Genomic DNA, 15738 nt, shown 5'->3' with positions numbered 1-15738 from the left:
GCCGGTCAGGGCGATCCCGAGGAAAAAGACCGCGAAGGCCCGGCTTTCCCGCCGGTCGGCGAAGAGCTCACGCCGGTGCAGCCACAGGTGGAGCAGGCCGAGCAGGCCGACCACGAACAGGGGCAGGTTGGAGACGACGTTCAGGAAGTTGGGGATGCCGAACAGGGGGCGGCCGTCGGCGAAACGATGGTAGGAGAGATATTGGGGGATCGGAGGGAGCAGGGCGACGGCAAAGGCAAGCCCCAGCGTGAGCAGGCCGAGTGACCGGAGGAGGCGACGGCGGTCCATGAAGTCAACAGGTGACGTTCTGCCGCTCTCCCGGCGGCAGCGGCGCCTTGCGACCTTCGGCATCGACCCGGACGAAGGTCACCCGGGTGGTGAAAACCATCTTCTCCTCGGTGGCCCCCGGTGCATCGGCAAAAACCTCGACCCCATAGCGAACCGACGTGCGGCCCTGGTGCAGAGAGAGGATGTGGAAACGCAGGATGGAGCCGTTCAGCACCGGATAACGGAAGACGATCTCGTCCATGCCGACGGTGACGAAGGTGCAGCCGGGAAACTCCCGCGAGGCGACCAGCCAGGCGAATTCGTCGACCCACTTGAGCATCGCCCCGCCGAACAGAAAACCGTGATGATTCAGATGTTCCGGGCGCACCAAGGCGAAAGTATCCATCCATCCTTCCTTTTCAGGCAACCATCCAGGGAAACGGCAGCGGACAGCTCTGGCGCAGATGCGCGGCGGGTCAGTTGGCGCTTCGTCCCAGCGTTGCGCCAGCAGCTTTTTCCGGCAGATAATAACGGCTGTAGTAACTGGTCACATCCTCCAGGATCCGTGTCGTCTCCTGAATCTGCCGGAGGATCTCCCTGAAGGCCTGCTCTTCCCAGCCGCCCCTGGTATCGACATTGATGCGCTGCGGGTTCTTCTTGGTAGCCGTGGCGCGATTGCGGCCGGCGGAGTGAAGCAGGATCCAGGCATCGGCGAGGTCGTTCTCGATGATGCGCTCCGGCCGCAGCCGCTGTTCCTCGACCAGCAGGACCCGGGCGGCGAAATGACCGGCCAGTCGGGTAATGGCCTCGCCATGCACTGCCAAAAGCTCCCGTGCCCGCTCGGCCGCGGTCGCATCGATGAAGATGGCGACATTGGCGCAGCGGAACTTTTCGTAGTCGACCAGTGCCTGGACCTGAACCATCGCTTTTCTCCCTTGACGATTTTTCCTGGGCTCAGCTTATGCCGGGAGCTTCACATATAGCTGAATTTTCCTGCCTTGCAAGGGGAGAGGCACCGATTTTTTACCTGATCCGCCGCCACGGCCATGGCCGATGGGGATAGGGCCAGAAGGGGTCATACCAGAAGGGATCGCGATAATAGTAGTAGGGATACGGCCCCCAGGGGTAGAAGGGATCGTAATAACCGTAGTGGTAAGCCGAGGTGCGCTGGTTCCACAGGTACGCCTCGGCAATACGGAAGACGGGATAGACGTAATCGTAGGCATGCAGGGGACGGGTTTCCACTCCCTCGACGGTCCCGGTCAGGGTGACGAAAAGGCCCGGCTTGTAGAGTTCGGGATCGAGAAAACGGCCGGTCCGCGCAAGAAAGCGTCCACCCGCCTCGTCAACTGCCAGCGGTTCGCCCCAGCTGTCGAGGGTATAACTCAGCACCTCCAGCGTCGCTCCTTCCCGGCTCAGCCGGGTTTCGATGATCAGGCCGCCCAGCAGGAGGGTCTTCCCCTTGTAGGCATCCGGATTCGCCTTGACCTGGGCGAAATCGACCGCCGGGTCGACAGTGAGCAGGGCATCCCGGGAGAGAACATGGGAACAGCCGCCGAGCAACAGGAGTAACGGCGCAACAGCGAAAAGCAGGGTGCATTTCATGGCCACCTCCTTGTCACCAGCCTCTACCTTCAGTCTATCCCCCCGGGTGGCGGCTCGTCAAACCAGCGTCCGCCGCCGCGGCTAGAAGCGCGACTAGAAGGAGTTGATCCGGCGGATGAAGGCCTTGAGCAGGCCGAAGCTGCGCCGGTTGAACTCGAAGGAGAGTCGGGGCAGGTGCAGCAGGTCGGGCTGGTCCTGCTCCTCGGGTAACGGTCCGGAAAGCCTGAGATTGCTTCCCGGTTCGATGATTTCGCCAAACTCGCTCTCCAGGGTTTCCACCTGTTCCGGCGTCAGCGTCTGGTTGAGGCGGATCACCAGGGTGTTGCCGACAAAGCGCTGGGAATGGTAGATGCGGTAAAAGTTGACGATGTTTTCCACCGCCTCGACCGGGTCGCGGGTGATGGTGAAGAGGCTGAAATCCTCACCGGAGATGAGTCCCCGCTTGAGCAGCGTCTTTTTGAGGAAGTTGAACCAGTTCTCCCAGTAGTCGCCGTCATCGTCATCGATGAGAACCAGAGGGATCGGCGGGTTCTTGCCGGTCTGCACCAGGGTCAGAGTCTCCATCGCCTCGTCCAGAGTGCCGAAACCGCCGGGGAAGAGCGCCACGGCCTGCGCCTCCTTGAGGAAGGCGACCTTGCGGTTGAAGAAATACTTGTAGGTGATGACGTTTTTGCTCTCCATCATCACCGGGTTGGTCTCCTGCTCAAAGGGCAGCCGGATGTTGACGGCGAAGGAATTGTCAGCCCCGGCCCCTTCGTTGCCGGCCTGCATGATACCGCCACCGCCACCGGTAATAATCATGAAGCCGCGCTCGGCCAGCAGCCGGGAGAAGGTGACGGCCTTCTGGTAGATCGGCTCATCGGGCTCGGTGCGGGCCGAGCCGAAGATGGTCACCTTTTTGCGGTCCCGGTAGGGACTGAAGATCTTGTTGGTGTAGCGCATCTCCTTCATGGTCGTGCGCATCAGCTTGAGATCGGCCAGGTAGTCGGTCTCCTGGCCGGCCTTGAGGGCACTGATGAGCATTTCGCGCACGATCCCGGCATGATGCACCCCGGCCGTGCGGATGATGTCGTCAATCAGTTCGTCGAGTTCGCCATTGGTACGGCTGAAGTGAACTTCCATGCAATCTCTTCTCCTTGTCGGGACGACAGGCCGAATCGCCGTTCGCCCGGAGGCCTTGTTTCATTATACCGTTTCGGGTGCTTCCAGGAAGGGGCGTCCGGCAAGACTCTCGGCCCGGATGAAGATGCCGCGCAGACTGGAGCCGGCGTAGCGCCGGTCGAACTCTGCGTAGTGATGGCGCAATTGGCGCTCGTGGTGATAGAAAGACTCCCGGCTCGGCGGATCCAGGCGCTCTTCGACCTCCTCGCAGAGAAAGGTCACACAATTGAAGGGACGCCGGCCAATGTCGTGCCGGCAGCCGGCGTCGCCGAGAAACGGGCAGGTCCGCGAAAAGTCGGGTTCGGGGACCGCTTCGCCGACGACCAGATAGCCGAGCAGGTTGACCAGCGTCAGGTGATTCTTGCCGCAACCGCAGCAGCCTCCGGCGCAGTTGCGGCACAGTTGTGCGCCGCCGGCCTGCAGAAAAAAGGCGTGCAGCTGCCGCTGGCATTCGGCCACCCGCGTCAGGTTGGCCTTCAACCAGGCTGTTTCGGCCGGCTCCAGCCGGGACAGCTCCTCTCCCAGGCGAGTTATGAGCTGCCGCCACAGACGGGTTTCAGTCAGCATTTTTTCTGTCACTTGTGACCCACAAAGGCAGACGGCACAGCCCTCGGGTTGTGCCGTCTGCTTCGAGAAAAGTGGCCGGAGAAGCCCGTAAGCCGGGTTCTGTTCCCGCCGCCGGTTACCCGACGGCGGGCGATGATCATTCCTCTAGGGCCGCCGTTGCCGACGGCCTCAAGCAACCTAACCCGGGAGCTTCGGACGGGCCGCCCTCAAACGCTCCTCTATTCGGTCTTGCTCCGGATGGGGTTTGCCGAGCTTCCGACGTCACCGCCGGAACTGGTGAGCTCTTACCTCACCCTTTCACCCTTACCCACCTTCACCAAGGCTACGGTGGACAAGCCCCTTGCCCCACCTAAGTGGGAGGGCCTGCCCGCCGAAGCTGCCGCGTAGCGGCAGCGAAGGAGGGCGGTCTCCTCTCTGTGGCACTTTCCCTGGGGTCACCCCCGGTCCCCGTTAGGGACCATCCTGCCCTGCGGAGCCCGGACTTTCCTCCCCCCACCTTCGCCAGAGGCTTCGGCGGGCGGCGATCATCTGGCCTTCTCCGACCACTTTCATTCTACTGCTGCCGGCATCACCGGCCAAGTCCCGATCACTCCGGCAGGACGAACAGCATCCGGTTGCAATGCGGGCAGTTCTGAATTTCGCGGGAGGTGAACAGGCTGTTGAAGAGCTGCGGCGGCAGGTGCATGTTGCAGCCGAGGCAGGTCCCCTTGCGCGCTTCGACCACGGCGACGCCGGCCCGCCGCTCCAGCAGCATCTGGTAGCGCTTCTGCACCGGCAGCGGAACCTGCTTGAGAAGTGAATCGCGGTGTGTCGACTTCTCTCCCAGATTCTCGTCGAAGACGGCGAGATTGGCTTCGATTTCGGTCCGCCGGGTTGACACCTTCCCGCTGATGGCTGCCAGCTCCGCCTGTTTCTCTTCCATCTCCCGGCCCATGGCGGCAATCTCGCCATCCTTGCCCTGAATCCGGTCGTGGATATCCTTGTTCATTTTCTTGGCGGTATCGATCTCCTTGAGCACCGCCACGTATTCCTTCTGGGTCTTGATGGTCGGCAGGCGCCCTTCAGCCTTCTTCACATTCTCCTGCTCCTGGGCCAGGGCCTGGACCAGTTCCCGCCTCTCGGCCTGCAACCGGTCCAGGTCGGCTGCCAGAGTGTCCACCATGGTCTGGACCCGCTCCTGGTCGACGCCGAGAGCAGCCAGCTCGGCTTCCAGCTTCTGCCGGTTCTGGCGCACCCGAAGCAGTTCCTGATCGAGCCCCTGCAATTCCCTGAGCAGTTCCATCTGTTCTTGCACGTTTTCCTCCCAATCCGTCCTGCGGTGTTCGTTATGTTTATCGACCAAAGTCGAAGGGGGAATCAGATGGTCCGGAACGGATCAGATTCCCCCTTCATTTCGTGGAAAACAACATTGAGCCCCTTCTTTTCCGCTTCCTGGCGCAACACCGCGGAAAGTCCTGCAACCATCAGATGCTCGGTGGCGAAGTGCCCGCCGTCAATCAGGGCGATTCCCTGACTCTCGGCGTTTTTGGCCTCATGATACTTCACGTCGCCGGTAACCAGAACGTCGGCCCCCTGGCGGACCGCCTCGGCCAGCAGGGAAGAACCACTGCCGCCGCAGAGGGCGACCTTGGCCACCCGGCGCCCGGTGTCCCCGACGAGACGCAGGGAATTCGCGCCAAGGGCCGTTTTGACCTGCAGGGCGAACTCGCCAAGAGGGAGCGCCTGCTCCAGGCGGCCAATCCGGCCCAGGCCGACGTCGCTGCGGCGGTTGGCCAATGGGATGAGATCGTAGGCAACCTCTTCGTAAGGATGCGCCTTGAGCATCCGCTCGACGGCACGGCCTGCCGCCTCACGGGGGAGTACCGTCTCCAGACGCAGTTCCCGCACCGCCTCTGTTTCTCCGGCCCGGCCTATAAACGGGGTGGTGTCGGGACCGGGACGGAAGGTACCGGTCCCGGAGCTGCGAAAGGAGCAGCGATCATACCTGCCCACCTCACCGGCGCCGCCGGCGAACAGGGCATCGGCCACCTGACTTTCGTAGCCGGCGGGGACGAAGACGACCAGCTTGAGCAGTTCGCCGCCCGCCGCCAGCGGTTTGGCCGCAGCCACGCCAAGCCTTGCCGCCAGCCAGTCGTTGAGGCCGTTTCGGCCCCGGTCGAGATTGGTGTGCACGCAGAGAATGGCGATGCCCTCGCGCACGGCACGGAAAAGCACGCGGCTCGTTTCATCAGCCGGAACCAGGTTGCGCAGAGGGCGGAACAACAGGGGGTGATGGGCGACGATGGCCTGGGCATCCGCAGCCACGGCCGCATCCAGAGCCTTTTCGTTCGGATCGAGACAGATCAGCACGCTCTTAAGTTCGGCAGCAGCCTCTCCCACCTGCAGTCCGACATTGTCCCATTCCTCGGCCAGAGCGGGGGGGTAAAGCGAGTGGACCAGACCGACCAGGTCCTGTATGCGCGCGATACGTTCTTTTTTCATGTTCCGGCGGGTCGAAAAAAAAGAGTGCAACTGTGGCGACGTTGCACTCCCTGGGCTATGAACTGATGTATGTGTGTATGAGTGTTCGACTCATCTCGTTCCAAAGTGGTGGGCCCACCAGGATTCGAACCTGGGACCGACCGGTTATGAGCCGGTGGCTCTACCAGCTGAGCTATAGGCCCGGGACAAAGCGATAGTTTAGGTTTTCCGGCCCCAGCTGTCAAGGCATTTTGCTGACCTCTCAGGTTTCGACAAAGCTCTTCAGGCGCTTGGCCCGGCTCGGATGGCGCAGCTTGCGCAACGCCTTGGCTTCAATCTGGCGGATGCGCTCGCGGGTGACGGCGAAATCCTGGCCGACCTCTTCGAGGGTATGGTCGCTCTTCTCGCCGATGCCGAAACGCATGCGCAGGACCTTTTCCTCGCGCGGGGTGAGGGTCGAAAGTACCTTGGCGGTCTGGTCGGAGAGGTTCCCCTTGATCACCGCCTCGAGCGGCGACACCACACCCTTGTCCTCGATGAAATCACCCAGCGAGGAATCCTCCTCCTCGCCGATCGGAGTTTCGAGGGAGATCGGCTCCTTGGCGATCTTGAGCACCCGCCGCACCTTCTCCAGCGGCAGTTCCATCCGCTCGGCGATCTCTTCCGGCGTCGGCTCCCGGCCCATCTCCTGCACCAGTTGCCGGCTGGTGCGGATGAGCTTGTTGATCGTCTCGATCATGTGCACCGGGATGCGGATGGTACGGGCCTGGTCGGCGATCGCCCGGGTGATTGCCTGGCGGATCCACCAGGTGGCGTAGGTGGAGAACTTGTAGCCGCGCTGGTATTCGAACTTGTCGACCGCCTTCATCAAACCGATGTTCCCCTCCTGGATCAGGTCGAGGAACTGCAGTCCGCGGTTGGTATATTTCTTGGCGATGGAGACCACCAGGCGCAGGTTGGCCTCGACCAGTTCGCTCTTGGCCTGCTTGGATCGCCACTCCCCCTTGTGGACTTCCTTGAGCGAGGCGAGCAGCTCTTCGGGAGCGAAGCCGGATTCCTCCTCGACCCGCTTGAACTTGCGCTGGGCGCTCTTCAGGCGCTTTTCCACCGCCAGCAGGGTATCGATCGGCACCGCCAGTTCGGCAGAAACCTTCAAAGCCTCCTCATCGCTTTTGCGCATGCGCCGCAGTTGCCGCTTGATTTCTTTGTGCGGCACCTTGAGTTCCGTCTCGCAGGCACCCACTTCGGCCATCCCCTTCTTGACCTGCTCGGCGAGTTCCTTGAGCCGGTCGACGATCTTGGCGACCTGGAAATCCTTGAGCCGGATCTTGCGCATCAGCTCGGCGATTTCCCCCTTGAGCCCCTTGCACTCTTTTTCGAAGGCCTTCTTCTCCTCCCTGGCGACCTCGCCGGCCAGCTTTTCGCGCAGTTCCATAAACCGCCCGTCCAGCTCGCGAATCTGGCCGACCAGGTCGAGAATGCGGACACGCTGCTTCTCTTCCTCTTCGCTCCCCTCCTCCTCTTCGTACTCCTTGGTCACCTCGGCGACGCTGATCTGCCCCTTGGCGAGTTTCTCGCCGAGCGAGATGATCTCCTTGAAGGCGATAGGGGTCTTCATGATGACGCTGGTCACCAGGGCATCCCCTTCCTCGATGCGCTTGGCGATCTCCACCTCGCCCTCCCGGGTCAGCAGGGAGACCTGGCCCATTTCGCGCAGGTACATGCGCACCGGATCGCTGGTGCGGCCGAGGGTTCCCGCCTCGAACTCCTCTTCCTCCTCCTCCCCCTCTTCGAGTTCCTCGTCGAGGGCTCGGTCCTTGCGCAGGGCGATCTTCTGCTCGGAGTCGACCACTTCAATATCCATCTCGCCGAACATGCTCATGACGTCATCCAGTTGGTCAGAGGAAACCATATCAGGCGGCAGGAGGTCGTTCACCTCGTCGAAGGTGAGGTACCCCTTTTCCTTGCCCATATCGATCAACTGCTGCACTTCTTCCAGCCCGCTCTTCTTTGACATTCCTTGCCTTCTCCTCTCGAGCCCCGTCGACTGGCGGAGGGCCGCGACTATTTGCCTTATCTTGAAAATCCTTACGATCGTTTTTTAAGCTCGGTCAATTCACGCAGATACCGGGAATGCCGTTCCCACTCCCCCGCCGCCTCGGCCTGCCGGATCAGCTGCTGCAACTCCCGACTGCGGATTTTCTGCTGTTCACGGCTGGCTGCCTGACGGCAATCCTGAAATATCCGCTCGGGATCTTCGGCAACGAGCTGCTCATCTCTAATAAGAATACCCGAAAGAATCGCCTTTTGGTTCTCGCTCAGCGACGAATCATCAAGTACGCTCTCCAGTCCGTCGCCACCGGCAAATCCCAGTATCCTTTCGGCGACGATGCGCCGATCCTCGTCGAGAAAGAGGGCGCCGGCGCCGACTTCGGTCGCCTGCTGGCGGATGCGGGTTTCGGTCACCAGCATCTGCAGCAGCAGGTCCTGCGCCCGGCTGGCTGCCCCCGGATCACGGGGCCGGCGGTTTTCCACCGGCGCTCGGACGGTCCGCTCCTGCGAAGCGGCGGGAACCGACTGGCTCCCGGCTGCTTTTGCGACTGGCCGATCGCCCGGCCGCACCTTTGGCCCGAGGAGGTCTTCGGCAAGGCCGGTCCTTTGGGCCAGAGCCTTGACGTAGAGGCTGCGCTCGATATCGCTTGGCAGCAGGCGCAGCTTGGCGGCAATCTCCTCGACGGCCCGCGCCCGCCCCTCGATCCCCTCGCCGTGGGCGGCCAGGGTCGCATCCATGAAGACCTCGAGCACGGGCCGCGCCGCCGCCAGCCGTTCGCGGAAGGATTCGACACCTTGCTTGCGCAGGAAGGAGTCGGGGTCCTCGCCGGCATCCAGCTCCACCACGGCGGCGGGGAGTCCCTCGGCCAGCAGCACGTCCATCGCCCGGAAGGTCGCTTTGCGCCCGGCGCTGTCCTGGTCGAAAAGCAGCAGCACCCGCTTGACGTAGCGCTTGAGCAGGCGGGCGTGCTCTTCGGTCAGGGCGGTGCCGCAGGTGGCCGCCACATTGCCAAAGCCCGCCCGGTGCAGGGCGAGCTGGTCGAAATATCCCTCCACCACGATCCCCTCGCCGCTCTGCCGCATCCCTTCCTTCGCCTGGTACAGGCCGTAGAGGATGCGCCCCTTGTGGTAGAGGGGGGATTCGGGTGAATTGAGGTACTTGGGGAGCGAGTCGTCCAGCACCCGGCCGCCGAAGGCCACCACCTGCCCGCGCAGATCGAAGATCGGAAAGATCAGCCGGCGGCGGAAGAGATCGAAATCGCTACGGCCATCCTTGCCGGCGCGGGTGAGCCCGAGGATATCCCGCGCCCACCTGGGGTCGAAACCCTTGCCGGCCAGATGCCCGGCCAGAGCCTCCCAGCGCTCCGGAGCGTAGCCGAGGCGAAACTCGCGGGCGGTCTCGCCGCCGTAGCCCCGCTCCTTCAGATAACGACGGCCGGGAGCCCCTTCCCCACCCTCCAGCAGCAACTGGTGGTAGAAGTCGCAGGCCACCTCGTTGATGCGAACGAGGCGCTCCGCCTCCTCCCGCCGTCGCTCTTCCGCCGGGGTGGGGGCCTCTTCCTCGACCTCGACTCCGGCCCGTTCGCCGAGGCGGCGCACCGCCTCCGGAAAGGAAAGCCCTTCCATGCGCATCAGGAAGGAGAAGACATTGCCGCCGACGCCGCAGCCGAAGCAGTGAAAGATCTGCCGCGTGCTGTTGACGTTGAAGGAGGGGCTCTTCTCGCTGTGAAAGGGGCAAAGGCCCTGGTGGTTGGCCCCCGACCGTTTCAGCGGCAGATAGGAGGAGACGACCTGGACGATGTCGGACCGCTCGCGGATCTCCTGAATTTTCTCTTCCGCTATCCGCCCCGTCATGACCCTCTCAGTTCGACCACCGTGACGTTGTCGCCCCCCCGGGCGACATCGCCGGCATGAAAGGCGACGACCTCCCGGTGTCCGGCCAGGAAATCGCGCACCGTCCGGCGCAGGATCCCCTCGCCGGCGCCATGCACCACTTCCACTTCGCGCAGGCCATGCAGCAGCGCATCGTCGAGAAAGCGGTCGAGCAGCAGTAGCACCTCATCGACACGCTTGCCGACCAGCAGCAGCCGCGGCGCGAAACGATCCCGCTCGACCCGGCCGGTGATGACGCTGCGACCGGTACGCCGGTGGGCGAAGCGTCGGGGTGAAAACTGCTCCAGTGCGGCGAGCGGGAGGCGCAATTTCTTTCCGCGCAGATCGAGTTCCACCTCGTCGCCGAGGCGGCGGACCACCGTCGCTTCCGCGCCGAGGGCGGTCACCCGCAGAAGCTCCCCGGTCGCCACCTCCTGAGGTGCCACCCCTACCCGATGCGGCTGCGGCCGGGCGGCGGCGATCTCCTCGCGCACGCCCCGCATCGCCCCGGCGATCCGCGCCTCTTCGGCAGGCGAACTGGCGACCTCACGGGCCTGGCGCAGCAGGTTCTTGACCTGGCGCTCGGCATCGCGCACCAGCTGCTCGCCGCGCCGGGTTGCCTTTTCCAGGATTCCCCGCTGCTGCTCCTCGAGTTCGCCGAGCAGGCGTTTGCGCTTTTCCCGTTCCTCGTTGGCGCGCCGCCTGAGAGTTTCGGCATCGCGCAACTCCTGCTCGAGTTGCCGGCGCAGCCGGTTGAGCTCTTCGAGCAGTTCCAGCCCTTCCCGCTCCCCCTCGCCGAGGTAGCGGCCGGCCCCCGCCAGCACCTCCTCCGGCAGGCCGAGGCGCTGCGCAATGGTGAAGGCACTGCTCGCTCCTGGAATCCCGTAGTGCAGCCGGTAAGTCGGGGCCAGGGTCTGGGCGTCGAACTCCACGGCCGCATTCTCCACGCCGCTCCGCAGATGGGCGTAGCTTTTGACCAGGTTCAGATGGGTGGTGACAATCGTCCGTGCGCCGCGACTGCGCAATGAGTCGAGCACGGCGAGCGCCAGCGCCCCGCCCTCGGCCGGGTCAGTGCCGGTGCCGATCTCGTCGAGCAGCACCAGGGACTCGCCGTCCGCCGCCTCCAGAATGCGACGGATGCGGACCAGGTGGCCGGAAAACGTCGACAGGTTCGCCTCGATGCTCTGCTCGTCGCCGATGTCGGCAAAGATCTTCCCGAACAGGTGGACCCGGCTGTCGGGGTGGCAGGGAATGTGCAGCCCCGAGCGGACCATCAGCACCAGCAGCCCCGCCGTCTTCAGGGCAACGGTCTTGCCCCCGGTGTTGGGGCCGCTCACCACCAGCGTATCGGTCCCTGCCCCGAGCAACAGGTCGACCGGCATCGCCCCTTCCTGCCGGGGGGTCCCGTCGGCATGGAACAGCAGCAGCGGATGGCGCGCCGCCTTAAGTTCGGCTACCGGCTCCGCCGCCAGGCGTGGCGCCACCCCGTCGACAACCAGGGAAAACCGGGCGGCCGCCGCGACGAAATCGAGGCGGGTCAGAATTTCCTGATTGGCCCGCAACGCTTCGGTATGCTGTCGAACCGCTGCCGAGAGGCGCCGCAGTATCCGTTCTTCTTCGCGCTTCTCTTCCCGCTGCAGAGTCTGCAGTTCGTTGTTGCGCTCGAGGACGGAGGACGGCTCCAGAAACAGGGTCTGGCCGCTGGCCGACTCGTCGTGGACGAATCCCTTGAGCTGGCCGCGGTGATCGGTCCGCACCGGCACCACGTAACGGCCGCTGCGCTCGGTGATGATCCGTTCCTGAAAGACCCCGGCCAGGGCCTCCGAGGCCAGTAACTCTTCGAGAGCCCGCTTGATCCGGCCGCGCAGTTGCTGTATGCCGTGCCGCAGTTCCCCCAGTTCGAAGGAGGCGCTGTCGAGCATCTCGCCACGCGGACCGATGCTCGCCCGCAGGCTTCGCCCCAGCTCCCGCAAGGAAACGAGTCCGGCAGCCAGTCCGGTCAGCTGCGGAGCCTGTTCGCGCCCGAGAAAATAGCGCCGGCAGGCGTCTGCCGCCTCAATGCTGGCGAGAACCCCCAGCAGGGTGTCCGGCGGCAGCCAGCTCCCCTCGGCCCGCAACTGGCGCAAGGCCTCGCGCAGATCGCAACAGCCGCCGACCGGCGGACTCCCCTGCTCTGCCGTCAGCGCGACCATTTCACCAATGGCCGTCAGCGAAGCCGCCACCTCGTCGGCCGTCAGTTGCGGCAGCAGGGCGAGCGCCCGCTCCCGTCCCGGCGCGGTGACGGTGAAACCGGCCAGCAACTGCCTGATCTTGTCGTATTCCAGAACCCGCAGGGTCTCTTCGATCATCTTGCCGTCATGGCCGAACGCGGCGCATCGGTTCGGCACAGAGGGAGCACACGGCAACTTCCCCGGTAAGTCGCCTCCCCCAGGTGGATAAACGGCGGGGCCAGTTCCGAACGCTTGAACATCGGCTGAAGAAATCCGGGCAGCGGGCGCAGAGAAAGGGCGAAAAGGACCACCGCCAGCAGCACCACCCCCTGGGTCAGACCGAAAAAAGCGCCCGCCAGGCGGTTGAGTCCACCGAGAAAGAGCAGGTTGACGAATTTCGACAACAGGTGCCCGAGAACGGTGAAGAAGAGGATCGTAGTCAGGAAGAGCGCAAGAAACGCCGTCGCCACCGCAATTATGGGCGGAAATCGCAGGCTCTCCACCAGCAGGTCCGCCAGAGACGCATGGTAGCTGAAGGCCAGCACTGCACCGCCGAGCAGCCCGACCAGCAAACAGAGCTCCTTCAGCAGCCCGCGCACCACACCCTTGACGAGAAAAATCGCCAATATCAACAGGATAGCGACGTCGACCACGTTCATATTCAATCCCTGTCCTGCCTTGACCGGCTTGCCGCCTCAGGCAGAGAGCCGGGCCTTCACCAGTTCGCTGACCAGGCGGCCATCGGCCCGGCCGAGCGTTTTGCCGGTGACAACCTTCATCACCCGCCCCATGTCCTTCATCGAAGCGGCTCCAGTTTCACTTACCGCCGCCTCAATGATGGCGCGGATTTCCTCCTCGCCAAGCTGCGTCGGCAGGAACTCCTGGATAATCGCCAGTTCCTGTTCTTCCTTCTCAGCCAGCTCGGGGCGCCCGCCTTCCCGATAGACCTGGGCCGACTCCTTTCTCTGCTTCACGAGGGTGGAAAGGACGCCAATCCCTTCCTGGTCGTCCAGTTCGCGACGCTCGTCGATCTCGCGGTTCTTGATCGCCGTCCTGATCATGCGGATGGCGTTCAGGCGCAGGGAATCCCTGGCCTTCATGGCCGCCTTCATCGCCTCGTTCAACTGCTCGTTAAGATTCATCGGTGACCGCCCTCGGCGCAACAGGAAAGGGGAAACGCAAACAGGGCAACCGGTCGACCGGTGCCCTTCATTTGCGAATTGAGCATAGTATAACGATTTCTATAAGAGCGCAAGCGCCTATTTGCCGCGGCTCTCCTTCTCGACAATGCCGGAGAGGCCGAAGCGCCGGCGTAATTCGGCATAGATCCGCTCCGGCGGCAGGTCGTAGTAGCCGAGCAGGACCAGGGTGTGAAAAAACAGATCGGCCACCTCATAGACCACCTCTTCCGGGTCCCCCCCCTTGCCCGCCACGGCCGTTTCGGTCGCCTCCTCGCCGATCTTGCCGAGGATCTTGTCGAGCCCCTTGGCGAACAGCGAAGCGACGTAGGATTTTTCCGTGGGGTTCTGGCGACGCTCCTGGATGACGTGGTAGACGGCATCGAGCACGTCTGTACGGCCGTAGACGGCAGCCGGGTCGACCTCCCTTTCCCCCTCGCTGCGCACGCCCTGCTCATCCCAAACCCGGTAGAAACAGGAGCGATGGCCGGTATGACAGGCGGCTCCGGCCTGTTCGACGCTCAGCAGCAGGCAGTCGGCGTCACAGTCGAAGCGGATTTCGCGCACCGTCTGCACATGCCCGGAGCTCTCCCCCTTCATCCAGAGCTGGCGCCGCGAGCGCGAATAGTAGTGGACCTTACCGGTCTGCAGGGTTTTTTCCACCGCTTCGGCGTTCATGAAGGCCATCATCAATACATCCCCGTTCGCCACGTCGCGGGTGATGGCGGGGATCAGGCCGTTCTGGTCGAATTTGAGCTGATCGATTAAAGACATATCTCTCACCCGTTCGCTCCGCTCACTAGAGACACAGAGGACACAGAGAAAATCCCAAGTAGTTTGTTTTTCTCTGCGATCTCTGCGTCTCTGCGAGAGATCGCTTTAAGTTTAAAGTCTGACTGCCACCCCGCGTTCCTGCAGATACTCCTTGCACTCACGTATGGTGTACTCGCGGAAGTGGAAGATGCTCGCAGCCAAAGCGGCGCTTGCCCCGCCGGCGGTCAAACCCTGGTGGATATGCTCGAGGTTGCCGACGCCGCCCGAAGCGATGACCGGTATCCGGACGCGATCGCTGATGGCTCGGGTCAACTCGATGTCGTAGCCGTCCTTGGTGCCGTCCTTGTCCATGGAGGTCAGCAGGATCTCCCCGGCTCCGAAGGTCTCCATCCGCGCCGCCCACTCGACGGCATCGATGCCGGTCGGATTGCGGCCGCCGTGGGTATACACTTCCCAGGCTAGGGGGACGCTGCCCGGCACCCGGCGGGCGTCGATCGCCACCACGATGCACTGGGAACCGAAGCGCTCGGCCGCCTCCCGCACGAATTCGGGACGGTGTACCGCGGCGGTGTTGATCGATACCTTGTCCGCCCCGGCATTGAGCAGATTGCGGATATCGGCGATCTCCCGCACGCCGCCGCCGACGGTGAGCGGCATGAAGACCCGCTCGGCGGTGCGGGCGACAACGTCGAGGATGATCCCTCGCTTCTCGTGCGAGGCGGTGATATCGAGAAAGGTCAGTTCGTCGGCCCCCTGGGCATCGTAGGCCTCGGCTGCTTCCACCGGGTCGCCGGCGTCGCGCAGTCCTACGAACTGGACACCTTTGACGACGCGGCCGTCCTTGACGTCAAGGCAGGGGATGATGCGCTTGGTCAGCATGATTTCCCTTTTTTCGTCAGCGCCACCGCTTCCCGCAGGTCGAGCGCGCCGGTGTAGATCGCCTTGCCGGTGATCACCCCGACCACGCCGGAAGCCTCGATGGCCATCAGATTCTCGATGTCTCTGAGGCTGGAGACGCCGCCGGAGGCGATGACGGGGATCGAGATCGACTCGGCGAGAAGCCGCGTCGCCTCGAGGTTAGGCCCCTGCAGCATGCCGTCGCGGGCGATGTCGGTGTAGATGATCGCCGAAACGCCGAAGCCTTCCATCTCTTTCGCCAGGTCGCTGGCCTTCTTCTCCGTGACGTCGGCCCAGCCGCGGACGGCGACGAGCCCGTCCCTGGCGTCGATGCCGACGACGATTCTGCCGGGGAAGAGGCGGCACGCCTCGGCCACCAATTGCGGATTCTCCTTGGCCACCGTCCCCAGGATGACCCGGCCGACACCCAGTTCGAGATAGGCCTCGATGGTGGCCAGGTCGCGGATGCCGCCTCCCAGTTCGGTCGGAATGTCGATGGCCCGGACAATGGCGGCGATCGCCTCGCGGTTGCGCGGGACGCCGGCAAAGGCGCCGTCGAGATCGACGATGTGCAACAGCTCCCCGCCCTGCTCCTGCCAGATGTGCGCCTGGGCGGCGGGGTCGTCCGAGTAGACGGTATCTCTTTCCATGAGACCCTGCTCCAGCCGGACGCAGCGGCCTTCTTTCAGATCGAT

At 63.6% G+C, this 15738-nt stretch carries 16 protein-coding genes, 1 tRNA gene and 1 other RNA gene; all 18 read right to left on the bottom strand.

Annotated features, from left to right (window positions below):
* The coding region (locus VD811_05665) for a hypothetical protein (protein HXV20463.1) at positions 1-288 on the bottom strand (288 nt) is incomplete at its 3' end.
* Between the two features lie 4 nt (positions 289-292).
* On the bottom strand, positions 293-673 hold the full coding sequence (locus VD811_05660) for an acyl-CoA thioesterase (GenBank protein ID HXV20462.1): 381 nt from the start codon (positions 671-673) through the stop codon (positions 293-295).
* Between the two features lie 70 nt (positions 674-743).
* Positions 744-1190, bottom strand: coding sequence for a hypothetical protein (locus VD811_05655; GenBank protein HXV20461.1), 447 nt, complete (start codon positions 1188-1190; stop codon positions 744-746).
* A 100-nt stretch (positions 1191-1290) separates the two neighbouring features.
* Entirely contained in the window at positions 1291-1872 is a 582-nt protein-coding gene (locus VD811_05650; GenBank protein ID HXV20460.1) for a Slp/YeaY family lipoprotein, read from the bottom strand.
* A 93-nt stretch (positions 1873-1965) separates the two neighbouring features.
* A complete protein-coding gene (locus tag VD811_05645; GenBank protein ID HXV20459.1) occupies positions 1966-2994 on the bottom strand; it encodes a TIGR00730 family Rossman fold protein in 1029 nt (342 codons plus the stop codon).
* Positions 2995-3057: 63 nt separating this feature from the next.
* Complete coding sequence (locus VD811_05640) at positions 3058-3600, bottom strand: hypothetical protein (protein ID HXV20458.1); 543 nt, start codon at positions 3598-3600, stop codon at positions 3058-3060.
* Positions 3601-3673: 73 nt separating this feature from the next.
* An RNA gene (gene rnpB, locus VD811_05635) (RNase P RNA component class A) lies at positions 3674-4140 on the bottom strand.
* Positions 4141-4186: 46 nt separating this feature from the next.
* Positions 4187-4894: a C4-type zinc ribbon domain-containing protein gene (locus tag VD811_05630; GenBank protein ID HXV20457.1), complete on the bottom strand. Its 708-nt coding sequence runs from the start codon at positions 4892-4894 to the stop codon at positions 4187-4189.
* Positions 4895-4956: 62 nt separating this feature from the next.
* A complete protein-coding gene (locus tag VD811_05625; protein HXV20456.1) occupies positions 4957-6081 on the bottom strand; it encodes a Nif3-like dinuclear metal center hexameric protein in 1125 nt (374 codons plus the stop codon).
* 106 nt (positions 6082-6187) lie between these two features.
* Positions 6188-6263: transfer RNA gene (locus VD811_05620), tRNA-Ile, on the bottom strand.
* Positions 6264-6322: 59 nt separating this feature from the next.
* Positions 6323-8128, bottom strand: a complete 1806-nt coding sequence (gene rpoD, locus VD811_05615; protein ID HXV20455.1) for an RNA polymerase sigma factor RpoD — start codon at positions 8126-8128, stop codon at positions 6323-6325.
* A 20-nt stretch (positions 8129-8148) separates the two neighbouring features.
* Positions 8149-9966, bottom strand: a complete 1818-nt coding sequence (dnaG, locus tag VD811_05610) for a DNA primase (GenBank protein HXV20454.1) — start codon at positions 9964-9966, stop codon at positions 8149-8151.
* Positions 9963-12332, bottom strand: a complete 2370-nt coding sequence (locus VD811_05605) for an endonuclease MutS2 (protein ID HXV20453.1) — start codon at positions 12330-12332, stop codon at positions 9963-9965. Before VD811_05605 ends, dnaG begins: the two co-directional genes overlap by 4 nt.
* Positions 12329-12853 carry a CvpA family protein gene (locus tag VD811_05600; GenBank protein HXV20452.1) on the bottom strand — a complete coding sequence of 175 codons (525 nt, stop codon included), beginning with the start codon at positions 12851-12853 and terminating at the stop codon, positions 12329-12331. Before VD811_05600 ends, VD811_05605 begins: the two co-directional genes overlap by 4 nt.
* 36 nt (positions 12854-12889) lie before the next feature.
* Positions 12890-13336, bottom strand: a complete 447-nt coding sequence (locus VD811_05595; GenBank protein ID HXV20451.1) for a GatB/YqeY domain-containing protein — start codon at positions 13334-13336, stop codon at positions 12890-12892.
* A 117-nt stretch (positions 13337-13453) separates the two neighbouring features.
* A complete protein-coding gene (gene hisIE, locus VD811_05590) occupies positions 13454-14146 on the bottom strand; it encodes a bifunctional phosphoribosyl-AMP cyclohydrolase/phosphoribosyl-ATP diphosphatase HisIE (protein HXV20450.1) in 693 nt (230 codons plus the stop codon).
* 111 nt (positions 14147-14257) lie between these two features.
* Positions 14258-15025 carry an imidazole glycerol phosphate synthase subunit HisF gene (hisF, locus tag VD811_05585; protein ID HXV20449.1) on the bottom strand — a complete coding sequence of 256 codons (768 nt, stop codon included), beginning with the start codon at positions 15023-15025 and terminating at the stop codon, positions 14258-14260.
* On the bottom strand, positions 15019-15738 hold a 720-nt coding region (gene hisA / locus VD811_05580), incomplete at its 5' end, for a 1-(5-phosphoribosyl)-5-[(5-phosphoribosylamino)methylideneamino]imidazole-4-carboxamide isomerase (protein ID HXV20448.1). The genes hisA and hisF, both read right to left, overlap by 7 nt.

This window comes from Desulfuromonadales bacterium (assembly GCA_035620395.1).
In the GTDB taxonomy this organism is placed as follows: Bacteria; Desulfobacterota; Desulfuromonadia; order Desulfuromonadales; family DASPGW01; genus DASPGW01.
The sequence above is the reverse complement of the archived record's forward strand: the minus strand, read 5'-3'. Positions and strand labels throughout refer to the sequence as shown.

Excerpts from the sequence above, each read along its gene's own strand:
- dnaG (HXV20454.1), bottom strand. The coding sequence starts at position 9,966 with ATGACGGGGCGGATAGCGGAAGAGAAAATTCAGGAGATCCGCGAGCGG.
- VD811_05660 (HXV20462.1), bottom strand. The coding sequence starts at position 673 with ATGGATACTTTCGCCTTGGTGCGCCCGGAACATCTGAATCATCACGGT.
- VD811_05645 (HXV20459.1), bottom strand. The coding sequence starts at position 2,994 with ATGGAAGTTCACTTCAGCCGTACCAATGGCGAACTCGACGAACTGATT.
- VD811_05595 (HXV20451.1), bottom strand. The coding sequence starts at position 13,336 with ATGAATCTTAACGAGCAGTTGAACGAGGCGATGAAGGCGGCCATGAAG.
- VD811_05640 (HXV20458.1), bottom strand. The coding sequence starts at position 3,600 with ATGCTGACTGAAACCCGTCTGTGGCGGCAGCTCATAACTCGCCTGGGA.
- VD811_05655 (HXV20461.1), bottom strand. The coding sequence starts at position 1,190 with ATGGTTCAGGTCCAGGCACTGGTCGACTACGAAAAGTTCCGCTGCGCC.
- VD811_05650 (HXV20460.1), bottom strand. The coding sequence starts at position 1,872 with ATGAAATGCACCCTGCTTTTCGCTGTTGCGCCGTTACTCCTGTTGCTC.
- VD811_05605 (HXV20453.1), bottom strand. The coding sequence starts at position 12,332 with ATGATCGAAGAGACCCTGCGGGTTCTGGAATACGACAAGATCAGGCAG.
- VD811_05625 (HXV20456.1), bottom strand. The coding sequence starts at position 6,081 with ATGAAAAAAGAACGTATCGCGCGCATACAGGACCTGGTCGGTCTGGTC.
- VD811_05600 (HXV20452.1), bottom strand. The coding sequence starts at position 12,853 with ATGAACGTGGTCGACGTCGCTATCCTGTTGATATTGGCGATTTTTCTC.
- hisIE (HXV20450.1), bottom strand. The coding sequence starts at position 14,146 with ATGTCTTTAATCGATCAGCTCAAATTCGACCAGAACGGCCTGATCCCC.
- hisF (HXV20449.1), bottom strand. The coding sequence starts at position 15,025 with ATGCTGACCAAGCGCATCATCCCCTGCCTTGACGTCAAGGACGGCCGC.